16 protein-coding genes are annotated in these 18,065 nt (G+C 36.2%); all 16 read left to right on the top strand.

All coding sequences use genetic code 11. The features are described from left to right. Positions 1 to 8 precede the first annotated feature (8 nt). Complete coding sequence (locus ACFQ1G_RS03050) at positions 9 to 1,403, top strand: UDP-glucose 6-dehydrogenase (RefSeq protein ID WP_380736798.1); 1,395 nt, start codon at positions 9 to 11, stop codon at positions 1,401 to 1,403. 90 nt (positions 1,404 to 1,493) lie between these two features. Continuing rightward, positions 1,494 to 2,687: a glycosyltransferase family 4 protein gene (locus tag ACFQ1G_RS03045; protein ID WP_380736797.1), complete on the top strand. Its 1,194-nt coding sequence runs from the start codon at positions 1,494 to 1,496 to the stop codon at positions 2,685 to 2,687. After that, on the top strand, positions 2,687 to 3,490 hold the full coding sequence (cysQ, locus tag ACFQ1G_RS03040; protein ID WP_380736796.1) for a 3'(2'),5'-bisphosphate nucleotidase CysQ: 804 nt from the start codon (positions 2,687 to 2,689) through the stop codon (positions 3,488 to 3,490). Before ACFQ1G_RS03045 ends, cysQ begins: the two co-directional genes overlap by 1 nt. Then, complete coding sequence (locus ACFQ1G_RS03035; protein WP_380736795.1) at positions 3,480 to 3,971, top strand: DUF2061 domain-containing protein; 492 nt, start codon at positions 3,480 to 3,482, stop codon at positions 3,969 to 3,971. Before cysQ ends, ACFQ1G_RS03035 begins: the two co-directional genes overlap by 11 nt. Before the next feature lie 29 nt (positions 3,972 to 4,000). Continuing rightward, entirely contained in the window at positions 4,001 to 4,597 is a 597-nt protein-coding gene (gene cysC / locus ACFQ1G_RS03030) for an adenylyl-sulfate kinase (RefSeq protein ID WP_380736794.1), read from the top strand. Then, positions 4,590 to 5,495 carry a sulfate adenylyltransferase subunit CysD gene (gene cysD, locus ACFQ1G_RS03025; protein ID WP_380736793.1) on the top strand — a complete coding sequence of 302 codons (906 nt, stop codon included), beginning with the start codon at positions 4,590 to 4,592 and terminating at the stop codon, positions 5,493 to 5,495. Before cysC ends, cysD begins: the two co-directional genes overlap by 8 nt. A gap of 51 nt (positions 5,496 to 5,546) precedes the next feature. Continuing rightward, positions 5,547 to 6,803, top strand: coding sequence for a sulfate adenylyltransferase subunit 1 (locus ACFQ1G_RS03020; protein ID WP_380736792.1), 1,257 nt, complete (start codon positions 5,547 to 5,549; stop codon positions 6,801 to 6,803). A 58-nt stretch (positions 6,804 to 6,861) separates the two neighbouring features. Further along, the gene (locus ACFQ1G_RS03015; RefSeq protein WP_380736791.1) at positions 6,862 to 7,881 is read left to right on the top strand and encodes an NAD-dependent epimerase; all 1,020 of its coding nucleotides are present in this window, start codon (positions 6,862 to 6,864) and stop codon (positions 7,879 to 7,881) included. A gap of 105 nt (positions 7,882 to 7,986) precedes the next feature. Continuing rightward, the gene (locus ACFQ1G_RS03010) at positions 7,987 to 8,811 is read left to right on the top strand and encodes a polysaccharide pyruvyl transferase family protein (protein ID WP_380736790.1); all 825 of its coding nucleotides are present in this window, start codon (positions 7,987 to 7,989) and stop codon (positions 8,809 to 8,811) included. Beyond that, positions 8,808 to 9,662, top strand: a complete 855-nt coding sequence (locus tag ACFQ1G_RS03005) for a glycosyltransferase family 2 protein (protein ID WP_380736789.1) — start codon at positions 8,808 to 8,810, stop codon at positions 9,660 to 9,662. The genes ACFQ1G_RS03010 and ACFQ1G_RS03005 overlap by 4 nt, the downstream gene beginning before the upstream one ends. A 41-nt stretch (positions 9,663 to 9,703) precedes the next feature. Then, the gene (locus ACFQ1G_RS03000) at positions 9,704 to 11,146 is read left to right on the top strand and encodes a lipopolysaccharide biosynthesis protein (RefSeq protein ID WP_380736788.1); all 1,443 of its coding nucleotides are present in this window, start codon (positions 9,704 to 9,706) and stop codon (positions 11,144 to 11,146) included. Between the two features lie 48 nt (positions 11,147 to 11,194). Beyond that, positions 11,195 to 12,586 carry an acyltransferase gene (locus ACFQ1G_RS02995; RefSeq protein WP_380736787.1) on the top strand — a complete coding sequence of 464 codons (1,392 nt, stop codon included), beginning with the start codon at positions 11,195 to 11,197 and terminating at the stop codon, positions 12,584 to 12,586. Between the two features lie 31 nt (positions 12,587 to 12,617). Continuing rightward, on the top strand, positions 12,618 to 13,505 hold the full coding sequence (locus tag ACFQ1G_RS02990; protein ID WP_380736786.1) for a glycosyltransferase family 2 protein: 888 nt from the start codon (positions 12,618 to 12,620) through the stop codon (positions 13,503 to 13,505). Between the two features lie 9 nt (positions 13,506 to 13,514). After that, entirely contained in the window at positions 13,515 to 14,666 is a 1,152-nt protein-coding gene (locus tag ACFQ1G_RS02985; protein ID WP_380736785.1) for a glycosyltransferase, read from the top strand. A 5-nt stretch (positions 14,667 to 14,671) separates the two neighbouring features. Then, complete coding sequence (locus tag ACFQ1G_RS02980) at positions 14,672 to 16,888, top strand: glycosyltransferase (protein WP_380736784.1); 2,217 nt, start codon at positions 14,672 to 14,674, stop codon at positions 16,886 to 16,888. 27 nt (positions 16,889 to 16,915) lie between these two features. After that, on the top strand, positions 16,916 to 18,064 hold the full coding sequence (locus ACFQ1G_RS02975) for a glycosyltransferase (protein WP_380736783.1): 1,149 nt from the start codon (positions 16,916 to 16,918) through the stop codon (positions 18,062 to 18,064). The last annotated feature ends 1 nt before the right edge of the window (position 18,065 follow it).

Below are 18,065 nucleotides of genomic sequence, written 5' to 3'. Positions count from 1 at the left end.
ATAAATAAATGAAAATCAAGAATATTTGCTGTATCGGCGCAGGTTATGTAGGGGGTCCTACCATGGCTGTTATAGCTCAAAAATGCCCTAAAGTAAAGGTTACCGTTGTAGATATCAATGAAAAAAGGATCAAGCAATGGAATGATGAGAACGTCGAGAATATTCCCATTTATGAACCCGGACTTTCTGAAATTGTAAAAGAAGCCAGGGGAAGGAACCTTTTCTTTTCTACTGAGGTAGATAAGGCCATTGATGAAGCCGATATGATATTTATTTCGGTTAATACACCTACAAAGACTTACGGAATTGGAAAAGGAATGGCTGCCGATCTTAAATGGATCGAGCTCTGTGCCCGTCAAATTGCTGAAGTATCCAAGAGCGATAAGATCGTAGTTGAGAAATCAACTTTACCGGTGCGAACCGCAGCGGCATTGAAAGAGATTTTAGACAGTACCGGAAACGGGGTGAAATACCAGATCTTATCAAATCCTGAATTTCTTGCGGAAGGAACAGCGGTTGACGATCTGAAAAATCCGGACAGAGTCCTGATAGGTGGAGATATTGAGACAGAGGAAGGAAAAGAAGCCATGGATGCCCTGGTAAACATATACGCTTCCTGGGTGCCAAGAGAAAAAATTCTAACAACCAACGTTTGGTCATCTGAACTTTCAAAACTAACTGCTAATGCGTTTTTAGCCCAGAGAGTATCATCTATCAACGCGATTTCAGAATTGTGTGAAAAGACCGGAGCTGATGTGAACGAAGTGGCTAAGGCAGTTGGGATGGACACTCGGGTAGGACCTAAATTCCTGAACGCTTCTGTAGGTTTCGGAGGATCATGTTTCCAAAAGGACATTTTAAACCTGGTATATATCGCCCGTAGTTTCAACTTAAAAGAAGTCGCAGATTACTGGGAACAGGTGATCATAATGAATGACCATCAAAAAAGGCGATTTGCTGCCAATATGGTCAGAACGATGTACAATACGGTTTCAGGGAAAAAGATCGCAATGCTGGGATGGGCCTTTAAGAAGGATACCAACGATACCCGGGAATCAGCCTCAATTTATGTTGCCGATTATTTGTTGAATGAACAGGCAGAGATCATAGTATACGATCCAAAGGTTACTGAAGAGCAGATTTATTCAGACCTGGATTATTTAGGAAGTCGAAGTGGCGATGCAAACCGTCAGGCGGTCACAGTTGTCAATGACCCGATGGAAGCCTGTGAGGGAGCTCATGCTGTAGCGGTTTTAACCGAATGGGATGAGTTTAAGGACCTTGATTGGAAAATGGTGTACGACCAAATGCTCAAACCGGCATTCCTGTTTGACGGCAGAAGATTGCTGGAACCGTCTACAAAAAGGGAAATTGGCTTTGAATTCTACGCTATTGGAAATTAAATTCATTAAATTTTACTAATTCACCCCTTCAGCTAAAAGACGTCATGATAAATGAATCAAAAAAACAGCTTTAAAACAGCGGTTTTTATAATGCCGAGATCAAGTTGCTCCTGGGAAGGAGCTGAAGCATTATGGATAACAGCAGCGGGGTGGGCTTCGGCAGCAAAAAGAAATTTGGGAGATGCGGTGGTGGTCACATCAGACAAGATCGCTGCGCCGCATGAAGTTTGGAATTATCCGCTTTTACCTGATAAAAATGGAAAGGCAAAAAGAAGGAAATTTTCGTTAGTTCCGGCTTTTTTAAAAATTTTGATCAATGATCTGTTTACCTGGTGGAATCTTAAGAATTGGAAGGTTTTAGAAAATTTGAACCTGGAGGGTCGAAAGCCGGCCTTTATTTGGGAAAAGCATGATCTGTTCGTAGGACCGGGAAAAAGCCTGGCAACTAAATATAATGTACCATTTATAAGTTATGTCCATGCTCCTGTAGTATGGGAAGCCTCCAAATGGGGAGTGAAACGTTATTGGTGGGGAAAATGGCTGGAAAGTGTGGAAGCCAGAAATTTGAAAAAGGCAGATTTGGTAGCTGTGGTTTCAGAAGAAGTGAAACAAAAGATATTGCAAATGGGAATTTCAGAAGAAAAGATTTTAATATCTCCCATGGCAGTTGAACCAGAGCTTTTTGCTCACACGAAAGCGTCAGAATTGCGAAACAGATTGAACTTAACCGGGAAAACTGTGATTGGCTGGACGGGAAGTTTCAGAAAATTCCATGGTCTGGATCATTTGATCAAGGCTTTCAAAGAAGTTTCAGATCAGTCACCGGAAACAATTTTAATGTTAGTAGGAGATGGTTCAGAAAGAAAGGATTGCGAAGAACTGGTAAGAAAATTAGGGATTCAGGAAAAAGTAATATTTACAGGAAGAATTCAATTTTCGAATATTCCAAAGTATGTCTCATTGTTTGATATTGCGGTAGTGAGCGCGCGAAGTGGAGAAGGTTTTCATTATTCTCCCCTTAAATTAAGAGAATATATGGCAGCCGGCAAAGCGGTATTGGCACCCAATGCCGGGGAAATCCCTGAGAACTTTGAGGACGAAAATGTACTCAAACTATTCAATTCAGGGGATATTAACAGCCTTGCGGAAGGAATGTGTTTCCTGATTAAAGAAGAGGAGAAAAGAAAGATTATCGCTGCAAACGGCAAGGATAAAATTTTAAAAACAAGTACATGGGATATCGAACTGAAGAAAGCCCTGGAATATCTTGAAAAAAATAAATGATGAGAGAAGAATTAAAAACAGCTATAAAAGCTTCAATAGCAGCAGGTAATTCCATAATGGAAATTTACCATGGGAATGATTTTCAGGTAGAAAACAAGGAGGATGACTCTCCTTTAACAGTAGCAGATAGAAAGGCAAATGAAATAATCAATGAGTTTCTTATTCCTCATAACATTCCCATTATAAGTGAGGAAAACAGGCAACTCGATTATGAGGAAAGGAAAAATTGGAAGCAATGTTGGATTGTTGATCCGCTGGACGGCACCAAGGAATTCATTAAAAAGAATGATGAATTTACCGTGAATATCGCATTGGTAGAACAAGGGAAACCACTTTTAGGAGTGATATTCGCTCCCGCTTTGGATACACTTTACTTCGGAATGGTTTCCGATTCTAAAGCTTTTAGGTTTAAAATTTCCGGAGACGAATTGGATGTTGATCAAATTCTTGAAAAAGCGGAAGAAATTAAGCCTGCCAGTTCCTCGGAGCAGTTAAAGGTAGTGGGAAGTCGTTCTCATATGAATGAGGAGACCAAACAGTTTATTGAAGAATTGAAATCGACTCATGGAGAGAATATAGAAATTGTTTCTAAGGGAAGTTCTTTAAAATTTTGCCTTGTAGCAGAAGGAGAGGCTCATATATATCCCAGATTTGCTCCGACCATGGAGTGGGACACTGCGGCCGGTCACGCTATTTGTGAATCGGTAGGGTTGCAATGTGTTTTCAAAGAATCGGGAGAGCCAATGACTTATAACAGAAAAGATCTTTTAAACGGTCATTTTTCAGTTTCTTATGAAAGATAAAACGTATAAAAGACATATTGCCAAGGCCATTACCTGGAGAATAGTTGGAACAATTGATACTATTCTGCTGGCGTGGTTCATTTCGGGTAGTCCCTCCACCGGACTTAAAGTGGGAGTTGCCGAAGTCATCACCAAGATGGTCCTGTATTATCTCCACGAAAGAGCATGGTTTAAAGTTAAAATGGGTGTTAAAAGGAATGGGCATGACAGTAAAAAAAGACACCTTGCGAAAACTTTTTCCTGGAGGTTCATTGGTACATTAGATACCATGGTTCTTGCCTGGATCATTTCAGGAAATCCAATGACAGGTTTTAAAATTGGTGCAGCAGAAGTAGTGACTAAAATGGTATTATATTATTTGCATGAACGTACCTGGTATAAAATTGATTTCGGATTACCTTCCCGACGAACTGCTGAAGAAAGAAAAACTCAACTTGAGCCACAAGTAAAGTCTGTTAACAATGAAAAAATGGTGGATTAACCGCCGGCTATTCAGAAATTAAAAATGATTTGAAAAATATAATTAAACATACCTATCATATTTCAAAAGAGGACAGGAACCGTTTGAATAACCATAATTCCTTTGTAGTCTGGTTTACCGGACTATCGGGATCTGGGAAATCGACTATCGCCAACCAGTTGGAAAAGAAATTCTTTGATATGGGCCTCCGAACCTATTCTCTGGATGGAGATAACATCCGCAGTGGTTTGAATAAAGGATTAACCTTTACGGAAGAAGATCGTACTGAAAATAACCGGAGGATCTCTGAAGTAGCGAAATTATTTATAGACGCTGGTATCATTACCATTACTGCTTTTATTTCTCCTTTGAAAGCTGACAGGAAACACGCTAAAGAAATTATAGGTGCCGATAATTTCATTGAGGTTTTTGTAAATACACCTTTGGAAGTGTGTGAGCAAAGAGACGTAAAAGGTCTTTATAAAAAAGCACGACAGGGCGAGATAAAAAATTTCACCGGTATTTCTTCTCCTTATGAGAAGCCTGAAAATCCTCATATAGAGGTGAAAACTGAAAATGAAAGTATCGAAGAGTCTGTAGAAAGGATCTTCAAAGTTTTACAAGCAAAATTAGAATACAATGAGTAAATATTATTTGAATTACTTAGATGAATTAGAGTCTGAAGCTATATATATCCTAAGAGAAGTTTGGGCTCAGTTTGAAAATCCTGTAATTCTCTTTTCAGGAGGTAAAGATTCCATATTAGTTACCCATCTGGCAAAAAAAGCTTTTTATCCTGCCAAGATCCCTTTTGCTTTAATGCATGTGGATACCGGTCATAATTTTCCAGAAACCATCAAATTCAGGGATGATTTAATTAAGGAGCTTGGTGTAAAACTCATTGTAGGATCTGTTCAGGAGTCTATTGACAATGGTAGAGTAGCAGAAGAGAGAGGTAAGAACGCTACGAGGAATGCTCTTCAAATTACCACTTTGCTGGATGCAATTGAAAATAATAAGATTGATTGTGCTATTGGCGGTGGCCGTAGAGATGAAGAAAAAGCCCGTGCAAAAGAACGTTTCTTTTCTCACAGGAATGACTTTGGGGAATGGGACCCGAAAAACCAGCGACCTGAGCTTTGGAACCTTTTAAACGGAAAACAGTTTGAAGGTGAGCACTTCCGTGCTTTCCCTATAAGTAACTGGACCGAAATGGATGTCTGGAATTACATAAAAAGGGAAAACATCAGTATTCCTTCCTTATACTTTGCTCACGAAAGAGAAGTGGTTTGGAGAAATAATTCATGGATCCCTACTTCTGAATTTTTAAAATTAGAGGAAGGAGAAGAAATTCAGAAGAAAAAGATCCGATTCAGAACACTTGGTGATATTACCATCACCGGAGGGATTGAATCAGAAGCCGATACGTTAGAGAAAATAGTTGAAGAAGTTTCAGCTATGCGAAAAACCGAACGAGGCGACCGATCAGATGACAAGCGTTCAGAAACCGCGATGGAAGATAGAAAGAAACAGGGTTATTTTTAATCGACTTGCATCAAATTTAAAATTAGATACTTCTTAAAGCTTACAATTCAAATGGAAATAAATAATAACCAACTTCTAAGATTTACCACCGCAGGAAGTGTAGATGACGGGAAAAGTACATTAATAGGAAGATTACTATATGATTCCAAATCTATCTTTGAAGATCAACTCGATTCGGTAACAGCGACTAGCGCCAAAAAAGGGCATGATGGTGTAGATCTAGCCTTATTCACAGACGGATTAAAAGATGAAAGAGAGCAAGGGATCACTATTGATGTAGCTTACCGATATTTCACTACTCCCAAAAGGAAATTCATAATCGCAGATACACCGGGGCATATTCAATATACCCGTAATATGGTGACCGGGGCTTCTACGGCAAACGCAGCAGTAATTTTGATTGATGCCCGTCATGGAGTTATCGAACAGACTAAAAGGCATTCTTTTATTGCGTCTCTATTAAACATTCCACACTTGATCGTTTGTATAAACAAAATGGATCTTGTGGACTATTCCGAAGAGGTTTACAATGATATCATTGGACAATTTGAGGAATTTTCTTCAAAGCTCCTGGTCAAGGATGTCCGGTTTATTCCTATAAGTGCCTTAAAAGGCGACAATGTGGTGAACAGATCTACTGAAATGGATTGGTATCAGGGAGGAACTTTATTAAATATTCTAGAGACATTACACATCAGTAGTGATATTAATAAGATCGATGCCCGTTTCCCGGTTCAAACCGTTTTGAGGCCTCAAAGTGATGAATTTAGAGACTACAGGGGCTATGCCGGTAGGGTAGCAAGTGGGATTTACCGGGTAGGAGACGAAGTAGCCGTTTTACCTTCGGGATTTACTTCTACCATAAAATCTATCAATGCCGGTGAACAGGAGGTTCAGGAAGCCTATGCACCAATGTCAGTGGCCATAACATTGGAGGACGATATTGACGTGAGCAGGGGAGATATGATCGTAAGAAAGAACAATCAGCCTGAAAGCTCCCAGGAATTTGATGTGATGCTTTGCTGGTTAAATAATGAAGCCGCCAAACCAAGGGCTAAGTATACCATTATGCATACTTCTAATGAGCAGAGAGCGATGATCAAAGAAGTGATCTATAAGGTGGATATAAATACCTATAACCGTATAAATGACGATAAGGATCTTACCATGAACGACATTGGGCGGGTAAAAATTCGCTGTACCCGACCATTAATGACTGATGCTTACCGGGATAACAGGAATACTGGTAGCATAATACTAATTGATGAGAATACGAACGAAACCGTAGCCGCGGGGATGATTGTTTAAATTTTATACTTGATAATTAAGTATAATGAGCTAGAGAAAACTGAAGAAATCTTTTTTAATGAAGAATAAAAAAATATTAGTTACTGGCGCTGCAGGTTTTATAGGATTCCATCTTTGTAAAACACTTTTAGCTGAAGGATTTACAGTTGTGGGTATTGATAATTTAAACGATTACTATGACGTCAATCTAAAGCTAGATCGATTAAATGAGTTAGGGATAGATAAGTTAAAAACCGAATTCTATAACTCAGAAATTAAAAGTTCTAAATATCCTGAATTTAATTTTTTTCGACTTGACCTTCAGGACAGAGAAAATCTTCCTGTAATTTTTGAAAAAGAAAATTTCAACGTTGTATGTAATCTGGCTGCTCAGGCAGGGGTGAGATATAGTATTGAAAACCCTGAAGCTTATATTGACAGTAACCTGGTAGGTTTTGCAAATATCCTTGAATGTTGCCGAAATTTTAAAATAGAACACCTTGTATATGCAAGCAGTTCGAGTGTATATGGGCAAAATAAAAAGGTTCCTTTTTCAACTGAAGATAATGTGGATCACCCAATAAGTTTATATGCAGCTACCAAAAAGAGCAATGAATTAATGGCATATACCTATAGCCACTTATATGGTTTTAAAACTACGGGTCTAAGGTTTTTTACTGTATATGGCCCTTGGGGAAGACCAGATATGGCAATGTTTCTGTTTACTGATGCTATATCCAAAAATCAACCTATCAAGGTTTTTAATGAAGGCAACCTGGAGAGGGATTTCACCTTTATAGATGATATTATTATGGGCGTGTTTAAGGTAATAAAAAGTGATACTTCTAAGACTAACTTTTCTCTATACAATATTGGAAATGGCAGTCCAGTTAATTTATTGAATTTTATTGAGGAAATCGAGGAGCAATTAGGGATTACAGCCAAAAAGGAAATGATGCCTATGCAACCCGGGGACGTAAACCTTACCTGGGCTGACAGCTCCGGGTTGGAAAGAGATTATGGGTATAAAACCTCCACTTCTGTAAAAGAAGGTGTTAAAAAATTTATTGAGTGGTATAGAGAGTATTATAAAGTTTAATAAAAATCTATTTGTCTTCAAATGTAATTTAAGATAGATAGAAATATAATTTGCAGAATTCAGTCAAATGGACCCTACATCCAGATTGGGTAAAATTGACAGATCATGACAAATAGATATTTGAAATATTTTACAAAAATACTTGATCAGGATTCATGTATTTTAAAATGGTCGGCATCGGGTATTACCAAAAAAAATATTGGAGATGCTTTGAATCCCTTTTTGTTTGAAAAAATAACGGAGAAAAAGGTAGTCAACCTTCAGGAAGTTTTAAATCTTGGAATTAAACCGGTCTACTCATTTATTGGCAGTGTGTTAGATAATTCAAGTGTAAGGAATTTAACGGTTATTGGTTCCGGATTTAAACGCGAAGATTCCAGGGTTTTTGTAAAACCAAAAAAAGTGGTTGCTTGTAGAGGTCCATTAACTCGGAATAAATTATTAAAAGCCGGTGTGGTTGACGTGCCTGAAATATATGGAGATCCTGCAATTTTATTACCGATGTTCTTTGATCCCGATGTAGAAAAGACATATAAATTTGGAATTATACCACATTACATTGACCATGATGCAGAAGTAATTACTTTATGGAAAAATAAACCTGATGTGAAATTTATTGATGTGTATTCAGATCTGGAAACCTTTGTTAATGACCTTAAATCTTGTGAATATACGTTCTCAAGTTCCCTTCATGGAGTGATTCTATCTCACGCTTATGGTATTCCTTCTGTGTGGATTAAATTGAGTGAAAAAATAGCTGGAGGAAATTTTAAGTTCGATGACTATTTTCAAAGCGTAGATATAAAAGTAAAACCTATAATTCCGGGTACTAGCGGTGTTTCTTTTGAAGAAATTTTAAATGCTGCTACCCTGCCTGATTTTAATTCCCTACAAAATAGATTGTTTAAGGAAATTAAAATTAATGTATGATTTCAATAATTGTTCCAACACATAATAATGCCCGTACTATCAGAGCCACTATTGAATCCGTAATAAATCAAGATTCCTCTAATTGGGAGTTGATCATTGTGGATGATGGGAGTATTGATAACAGCAAAACTGAAATTGAACCTTTTATCAAAAATAGAAGTATTAAATATTTTTATCGTGAAAAGGAGGGGGTGTGTAGCGCCAGAAATATAGGAGTTTTAAAGGCCAAGGGGGACTTCCTATTATTTTTAGATAGTGATGATCAGTTATATCAAAATGCTATAAAGGATTTTTTAAATGTTATTGAGGAACAGAATAATTTGGGAATATGTTCAGGTTCATATTACAATAGCCTAACTAAGAAATTATATTCGCCGAGAATCAAAGGACCTCTTTTTCATAATTATTACCTCAATATTTTATCTGGTTCTTGTATTCTTAATAAAAAGGTATTTGAGGCTGTTGGAGGATATGACAGGACTTTAACTCATTCTGAAAACTGGGAACTTTTTATTAGGATAACAGATTATTGTGCTAAGAATAATTATAAAATCATTGCAAAGGATTTTCCCACCTTGCATTATTTCAATGAGAATACTTTGGGTAAAAAACAAAAACGTATTCAGGGAAGATATGATTCATTTCCTCATATGTATAAAAAATATAAGAGGTTGAATTTTGAAAACAAAATATTAAAAATGTTCGCAGAAATCACTGCCTATAATGCTTTTAAATTGGGAAAAAGAATAGATGCCTGTAAATGGCAATGGACGGCCATAAAAAATCATCCTGTAGATTTCTTGGCCTTTATAAGGCTTTTTAGATATATGTTTTTAAAGGGGTCACTTTAAAGTATTACACAATTTAAAAAAACTGAAACGGATAGTATAATTTGGGAGAAACAGCAAAAGATATAATAACAGGAGTTAAATGGACATCCATTCAGACAATTATAAACAGGTCATTCGGTTTCATTATCAAGATCGTTCTGGCTCGTATTCTCTTTCCGGAAGATTTTGGATTGATTGGGATGGCAGTCGTTTTTACTAGTTTTATAAAGGTATTCACAGATTTAGGATTTGGAGCTGTACTTATCCAAAGAAAAGAAGAGTCGCTTAATAAAGAATATTTTTCCACGGCTTTCTGGACTGGTGTAGGCTGGTCAGTTTTGATATTCTTAATTGTAAGCTTTATTATTGGTCCCCTTACTGCTGATTTATATGATGAGCCTTTACTTCTTTATATAGTACCTGCATTAAGTTTAGGGATACTTGCAAGCCCTTTAAATTTAGTGCATCGCGCTCAGTTAATAAAATCTCTTAGTTTCAAGAGGTTAACGGTCATAAATAATTTCAGCAATATAACTTCTGGTGTTATAGCGCTTGTCATGGCATATTATGGTGCCGGAGTATGGGCACTTGTATTTAATAGTGTAGCGAACACTTTTATAGCTGTACCCTTGTTTTTTAAAGCAACAGGCTGGACACCTCAGTGGGTGTGGAAAAGGGAATATTTTAAAGATTTATTCGGATTTGGATTTTTTACAACCTTATCAGCATTGGTTGGTAAAATAATGGCACAGGGAGATTATTTTTTAATTGGGAAATTACTTGGGAAAACGGAATTAGGGCTCTATTCCTTTGGTTTTATTTTAACCGACTCTATCAGAGCTCAGGTGAAATCGATTCTTAATCAGGTATTATATCCTATATATTCGAAATTCCAATCTGATAAAAAGAAACAAGAATTCATTTACAGTAATAATGTTTTTTTTAATGCTTTACTAATAACTCCTATTATGGTTGCCTTCATTCTGGGAGTGGACATTATCCCCAGGATTTTTGGGGAAAAATGGGTAGAAAGTACTATTATCATTCAGCTTGTGGCAACTTCTATTATTATTAATGGCGGCTCTATAAACATCACAAGTGTTTTGAGAGCAAACAATAAGGTAAACATAGAATTCAAATTTCAATTATTTAAGGTTCTTGTTCTCTACTTGCCGATGGTATATTTTGGGATAATAAAATATGGGATTGTCGGATCAGCTATTGCTGTGGTTGCATTTAGATTAATAGAATTAATCCTGGATTATTCCCTGATGAAAATTGTGCTTAATTTTAATGTTGGCCAGGTATTATTAGAATTCATAAAAGGTCTAGCGCCATCTTTCCTGGCGGCTGCGTTGATTTACCTTTTAATGGTGTCTAATGTGCTAAAGGAGGCATTGATATTAAAAATTGTGCTTTTATTAATACTAATTTCGGTTTTTACTTTTTTCTTTTACAAAAATAAAATATTCTATTTTCTGAAACTTCGTAAAGGAGGTGGATAGAATTGCGCCTGCTTATTGAATAAAATTCCAACTCCAAATCAAAACACAATGAAATCATTATTATTTAGGATCTTAAAAAAAATTGTTTTCATCTTCTTAGAATTTAAAAACTTATATGTTAATAGGTTTATCAGGGAATATTATACAAGTCTTGTATATAAGAAAGCGTTTAATATTGGCGCAGACGTTAAAATCAACGGAAAAATAAAGGTCTCTAATTTTAGAGGGTTAACCATTGGGAATAATGTGCATATAGGTGGAACTTCGTTTATTAATGCCGAAGGAGGAGTTATAATAGGTGACAATACTCATATTTCCAGGAATGTTTCAATCTATAGTTCATCTCATAATTATGAAGGGGAAGCATTGCCTTATGACCAAACATTGAAAACCAAACCGGTCGTAATAGGTAAAAACGTATGGATAGGAATGAATGTTTCAATAGCTCCGGGAGTTACAATAGGGGAAGGTTCAATAATAGGGATAGGAGTAGTATTAAATAAAAGTGTTGAACCCGGATCAATAATAGTTCAGACGGGATTTAAACAGGTCTCTACACGTAATTTCGAACATTATGATAATCTAAATGCTAAAAAAATATATGGTGGCCAAAGTGGGATCAAGCTTTCAGAGGAAATAGTAAATGATTTTTTTGTTCCAATTTCTGAATGTCAACAACAGGTTTTTATTTTATCTACAGGAAGAGCGGGTTCACAAAGTATAGCTACCGTTTTAGACCAACATCCTAAAATTAAAGGACAACATGAACCACATTGGGAATTATTTAAGTTAAGTACGGAATATGAATATGGTATAATTTCTAAGGAAGAACTTACCGGTTATTTAAAAGAGATTTATAGTAAACCTGGTTTAATTCCGGTGAACCATATTTATGCAGAATCTGACCAAAAACTTTCAAATTTAGTTCCAATTCTTAATGAAATTTTCCCGAATTCAAAATTCATCTGGTGTATCAGAAAACCTGAGAAATTCGTAAAGTCTGCTTTCACTCGTGGCTGGTATCAGGAGAAAAATAAATTTGATAACAAAGGTCGTTTGATAATGGACCCTCTATATTCTTCCAGGGCTTGTAGGGTTGAAGGTGATAAAGTGGGTGAATTTACCACAACAGAATGGAACGACCTCGATGCTTTTGCAAAGTGTTGCTGGTACTGGAGCTTCTGGAATGCAAAAATTGAAAATCTACTATCAAAGTTGGATAAAGACAGGTGGATAAAGATTGATATTGATAAGTTAAGTAGTGAGAATGAAAGATTGGAAAGGTTTATAGGTATTTCTGATTTTCATTTCAAGACCGAGCATAAAAATAAAGCTCATAAACGTTACAAGAAAAATTATACTCAATTTGAATATACAGATGATCAGCTTAAAGTTTTGGAGGAAATGTGCGGTCCAAAAAAAGTAGAATATTTTGGATAAGCTTATTAAACTCTTCTTTTAAAAAATTAACATGAACAATCAATTAATATCCATAATAATACCAACCTATAACAGGGAACATTTAATTGCAAATGCTATTAACAGTGTTTTGGATCAGAACTATGATAATTGGGAACTTCTAATAGTTGATGATGCTTCTACAGATAATACTCCTGAGGTTGTCAAAGGTTATCTTGACCCTAGAATTAAGTTTATTCAAAGTGATAAAAATGGTGGCAATGCTGTTGCCAGGAACATTGGAGTGGATACAGCTAAAGGTGATTTTATAGCTTTTTTAGACAGTGATGATGAGTATCACCCTGATTATCTGGAAAAGGCATTGAAAACCTTGAATTCTGCGGGGAAAGACACAGCATTTTTATGGTCAGGAACAAAAACTGTAGCCGTTGATGGATCCCAGTCTGATTTTATATGGATCCCCAAAACTGAAAAAGTACCCAATCAGTTTTTATATGAATTGCATGTGGGAATTGGTAGAGGATTCCTAATTCAAAAAGAATGTTTTGATGATTTAAGGTTTGACGAAAACCTTAGAACAGCAGTTGATACAGATTTTCTTATCAGGTTGCGCCAAAAATATAATTATACAGTATTAGAAGATATTGTTGTTACCATAAACTCCCAGGAAGGTAGTGTTAGAACCAATTATTCTGAAAAAAAGAAATCGTATAACATCATAATTGCTAAACACAAACATGTGATAGATAAAGATAAATTTTTAAGGTTTAAATGGTACTATAAACTTTTTTGGTTGTCTTTATATGATGGTGATCAAAGATTAGCTCACAAGGCTTTTAGGAAAATTATCTTTTCCAGTATAAAGCCATCCTTTTTATTTTTGCTTTTTAGTGTCTTTAAACGAGACAAAGCGATCTCCCTTCATAGAAAATTATCTTGAACCCCCATTATGAAAAAGAACCCCAAAGTACTTTATGTAATAGACACCCTTGAAGAATCAGGGGCGGAAAGAAGTCTTTTAGAAATAACCAGTAAATTCAGCCAGATAGATCCTGTTTTTGTACATCTTTATAAAGGAGATTCCCTTAAGAATGAATTTATTCAAAAGGGTATACCTACATACTCACTGAATCTTTCTGGAAGTTGGAATTTTAAAGAAGCCGAACAAAAACTTGCAGAAATATACAGGAAGGAACAACCGGATATTATTCATTCAACATTGTTCAGGTCAGATCTGGTAACCAGGAGATTGAAAAAGGTTTTTCCAGAAGTCCCTCTTATCAGTAGTTTCGTAAACAATTCATATCATCCAATGAGGTTTAAACAATCTGGTTTGGGTCTTCGCATAAAACTCAAATTCATTCAAAAGATAGACACGGTTTCTTCCAAAAAGGTTGATTATTTTATATCCAATTCTAATACAATTAAGCAAGCAAAAGCAAAAGCAACGAATGTTCCCCTTGATAAGATAAAAGTGATTCCTCGAGGACGTGATCTTAGTCGGTTCAATGGAGATATTTCTAATGGCGGAACAACTTCTTTACGGAAGGAATTAAAAGCAGAAAATAAAAAGATCCTCCTCAATGTTAGTAGATTAATAGAGAGAAAAGGGCAAAAGGACTTAATATATGCAATGCCCGGTATTTTGAAAGCACACCCTAATACTGTGCTATTCATTGTTGGAGAAGGACCATTTAGAACAGAATTAGAAAGCACTATTCAAAAACTAAATTTAGAAAATAATGTTTTCCTTCTTGGCAGGCGGGAAGATGTCCCGGAATTGATCTCTATTGCCGATGTGTTTGTTTTTCCATCTTATTTTGAAGGCCTTCCGGGGGCTTTGATAGAAGCCATGATGGGTAACTTATTAATATCCTGCTCAAACATTCCTGAAAATATGGAATGTGTGAATGATAAATCGGCAGTGATTTTTAAAGTGGGTGATATTTCAGATATAAGTGATAAGATAAATTACGCTGTAACCAATGAAAGTTCATTGAAGCACTTAAGAGAATACGCACGGAAAACAGCAGAAAACGAATTCGATATTTTTAGAATAGCTCAAAAATATGAAGATTTCTATTTTTCTATAAATCGATAATTTAAATGAAGATCCTTCAACTAGTTACTAAAAGGCAATATCGAGGTGCAGAGGTTTTTGCGGCGAATTTAAGTGAAGAACTTCTTAAATTGGATCATGAGATAATATTTGCCGGTCTTTATACCAATGGTGACAACATCCTTTCTGTTGAAGGAGCGACCAATATTGATTTGGTGGAACAAAAAAGTGAAGGAATTTCTCCCCAATTAGTTTCTCGGGTAATTGAACTAATCAAAACCGAAAAGCCTGATGTGATCCAGTGTAATGGTAGCGACACCTTAAAATATATGGTCTCTGCGTCATATTTTGTCCCCAAAGTCCCAATTGTTTATAGAAATATTAGTACAATAAGTGAATGGTTGAATTCCGGTTTGAAAAAGGAAATTTACCGACAGATATTTAAAAAGGTAGATTTTGTCACCTCAGTTGGAAATGAATCAATAAATGATCTTATTGACACCTTTAATTATCCAAAAGATAAAACAGCAGTCATAAGAAGAGGAATTCCTTTTAAAGAGTTTGATCCTCAGGTTGAAGGAGCAAAATTGAGAAAAGAGTTACAATTAGAGCCAACAGACCATATTATCATTCATGTTGGGAATTTTAGTCCTGAGAAGAATCATTCCTTTTTACTTGATGTTTTTTCAGAAATAAAGAAATCACATCCTAATGTTAAACTGGTATGTGTTGGAAACGGGATCACTTTCTCTGTGATCCATAAAGAGATCATAGGTCGTAATCTTGAAGATACTGTCTTTCTTTTAGGTTTCCGTAAAGACATTCCTCAACTGCTGGCAGGAAGTGATTGTTTTGTTCTTTCGAGCCTTGTAGAAGGTGTACCGGGAGTGATCCTGGAAGCTGCAGTACAGAAAAAGCCTTCGATTGCAACCAATGTGGGTGGAGTGCTTGAAGTTATCAGGAAAAATGAAACTGGAATTATTATTGATGATTTCGATAAAGAAGAATTTAGATTGAGCATTCTTAAATTAGTTGAGGATGAAAAACTTAGGAACAGGCTGGGGAAGAATGCATATAATCTGGTGCGAGAAGAATTTGACTCAGGAAAAAATGCCGTTCAATTCGAAAGTTTATATAATCAATTAATTCGGGAAAATTCAGGGAAGTTGCCGGTTGATCAAAAACCGGAAAAGTTACGCATCCTTCAAATCATTCAAAAACAACAATACAGAGGAGCTGAAATATTTAGCTGTCAGTTATCCAATCATTTAATTCAAAAAGGCCACGAGGTAAAAGTATTTAGTATATATGGCGGGCAGGCAGAACTGCCTTTTGAAGGTGAAATTAATTCATTTAATAGGGATAAAACCAGCAGGTATATAGATATGGAAGGCTGGAAATCCATTGCCGAGGTAGTTAAAGATTTCAATCCCCATATTGTCCAGGCTAATGCTTCTGATACTTTAAAATATACTGTTTTCTCCAAGACATTTTTTGGTTGGAAAACCCCAATTGTATATAGGAATGCCAGTGTTTCCAGTTATTACATCAAAGATGTCGCTTCCAAAATGTGGAACCGGGAGCTTATGAAAAGAGTAGATAAGATCATTTCTGTCTCACATTGGTCAAAAAAGGACCTTAACAAGTTTTTCCCGTTTACCCGCAATAAAAGTGAGGTTATTACGATTGGAGTAGAAGAGGATACCAGAGAGTTACATGATCCTTTTGATCATTCCGAATCCAAGAATATAGTTCATGTGGGTTCCCTGACCAAGGAAAAGAACCATAAAGACCTTTTATTAATTTTTAAAGAGGTAGTGAATTCCTTTCCGGAAGCAAGGTTGCATATAATTGGTGAAGGACCATTAAGAAAGGAAATTTTATTTCAAATCAACAAACTCCTGCTCACAGATAAAGTTAAACTTCATGGTGAGATTAAGGATCCTGTGAATTTTATAAAATACAGCGATATCCTTGTGCTCCCAAGTATGATTGAGGGCCTGCCTGCAGTCATTCTGGAGGCTATGTTTTATAAAACTCCTGTAGTAGCCTATTCAGTGGGAGGAATAAGTGAAATTTTAAATGAAAATACAGGATTTCCTGTAACTTATGGAGATAAGGAAAAATTTATGAACTCAATTAAAAATATTTTTGAAAATCATCCCATTAAAAAAATCACCCTGGCAAAAGATCAGGTAAATACTCATTTTTTGAATAAAAACCTGGTTGACAAATTCATCAAATCTTATTACGATGTAATCTGATTCATTTTAGACCTTTTTAATGTTATTATGGTAAAAACCAAAATTTTACATATTATAAAATCCTTAGGCCGTGGTGGTGCAGAGATGTTATTGCCAGAATCTCTTCAGCTTCACAATAAGAACAATTTCGAATTTCATTATATCTATTTTCTTCCGTGGAAAGATCAGATGGTCGAGAGCCTTCAAAAAGCCGGAGGAGAAGTCACTTGCTTTGAAGCAAAGAACAACATAAGGTTGATCCTTCAGGGAAATAAAGTGATAGAATACTGTAAAGACCATGGGATAGATCTAATCCACTGTCATTTGCCCTGGGCCGGATTTTTAGGAAGATGGGTTCATAAGCAAACCGGTATACCTGTTTTGTACACTGAACATAATATGCAAGAGCGCTATCATGTCGCTACCAAAACGATCAATAAATTAAGTTTTAATTCCCAAACATTGGCATTTGGGGTTTCTCAAGATGTGACCGACTCAATTAATACGAATATAAAACCTTCGATCCCGGTAAAAACACTCCTGAACGGGGTCAACACGGATCGTTTTAAACGAAACGAGAGTGTTGCAGTGCGCAGTGAACTGGGAATACCTGCAGATGCCCTGGTAATTGGCAATGTGGCTGTATTCCGTTTTCAGAAGCGATTGGTGGAATGGTTACAGGTGTTCAAGGAACTAAAGGAAGACAATCCATCGATTTATGGAATAATAGTCGGAGCTGGGCCCCTGGAAGATGAAATAAAAGCAGAACTGCAAAGGTTGAACTTGGAATCTTCAGTTTTTTTCCCGGGATTGCAAACCGAGGTAAGGCCTTACTTCGAAGCCATGGATATTTTCATGATGAGTTCCCAGTTTGAAGGACTTCCCATAGCTCTCCTAGAAGCAATGAGTATGGAGTGTGCTGTGGTTGCTACCAATGCGGGAGGTATTAAAGAGGTGATAAGAAATGAAGTGGATGGATTGACCTGCGAAGTGGAAAATTGGAAAGAACTGGTTCCTCTATGTGAGAAACTAATAAATAACCCGGAGCAATTACAAAAACTGAAAATTGCAGCAAGAGAAAGAGTAGTGGAGGCTTTCAGTTTACAACGTATGGTAGAGGAGTTGGAGGGATATTATACAACCTATGCTCAAAATATTAAAAAATCAATTCGAATTGAACCAACTGTAACCAATTAAG

Source organism: Salinimicrobium gaetbulicola, from assembly GCF_042676025.1.
In the GTDB taxonomy this organism is placed as follows: Bacteria; Bacteroidota; Bacteroidia; order Flavobacteriales; family Flavobacteriaceae; genus Salinimicrobium; species Salinimicrobium gaetbulicola.
Note: the sequence above shows the minus strand (reverse complement) of the source record. Positions and strands in the feature narration are given on the sequence as shown.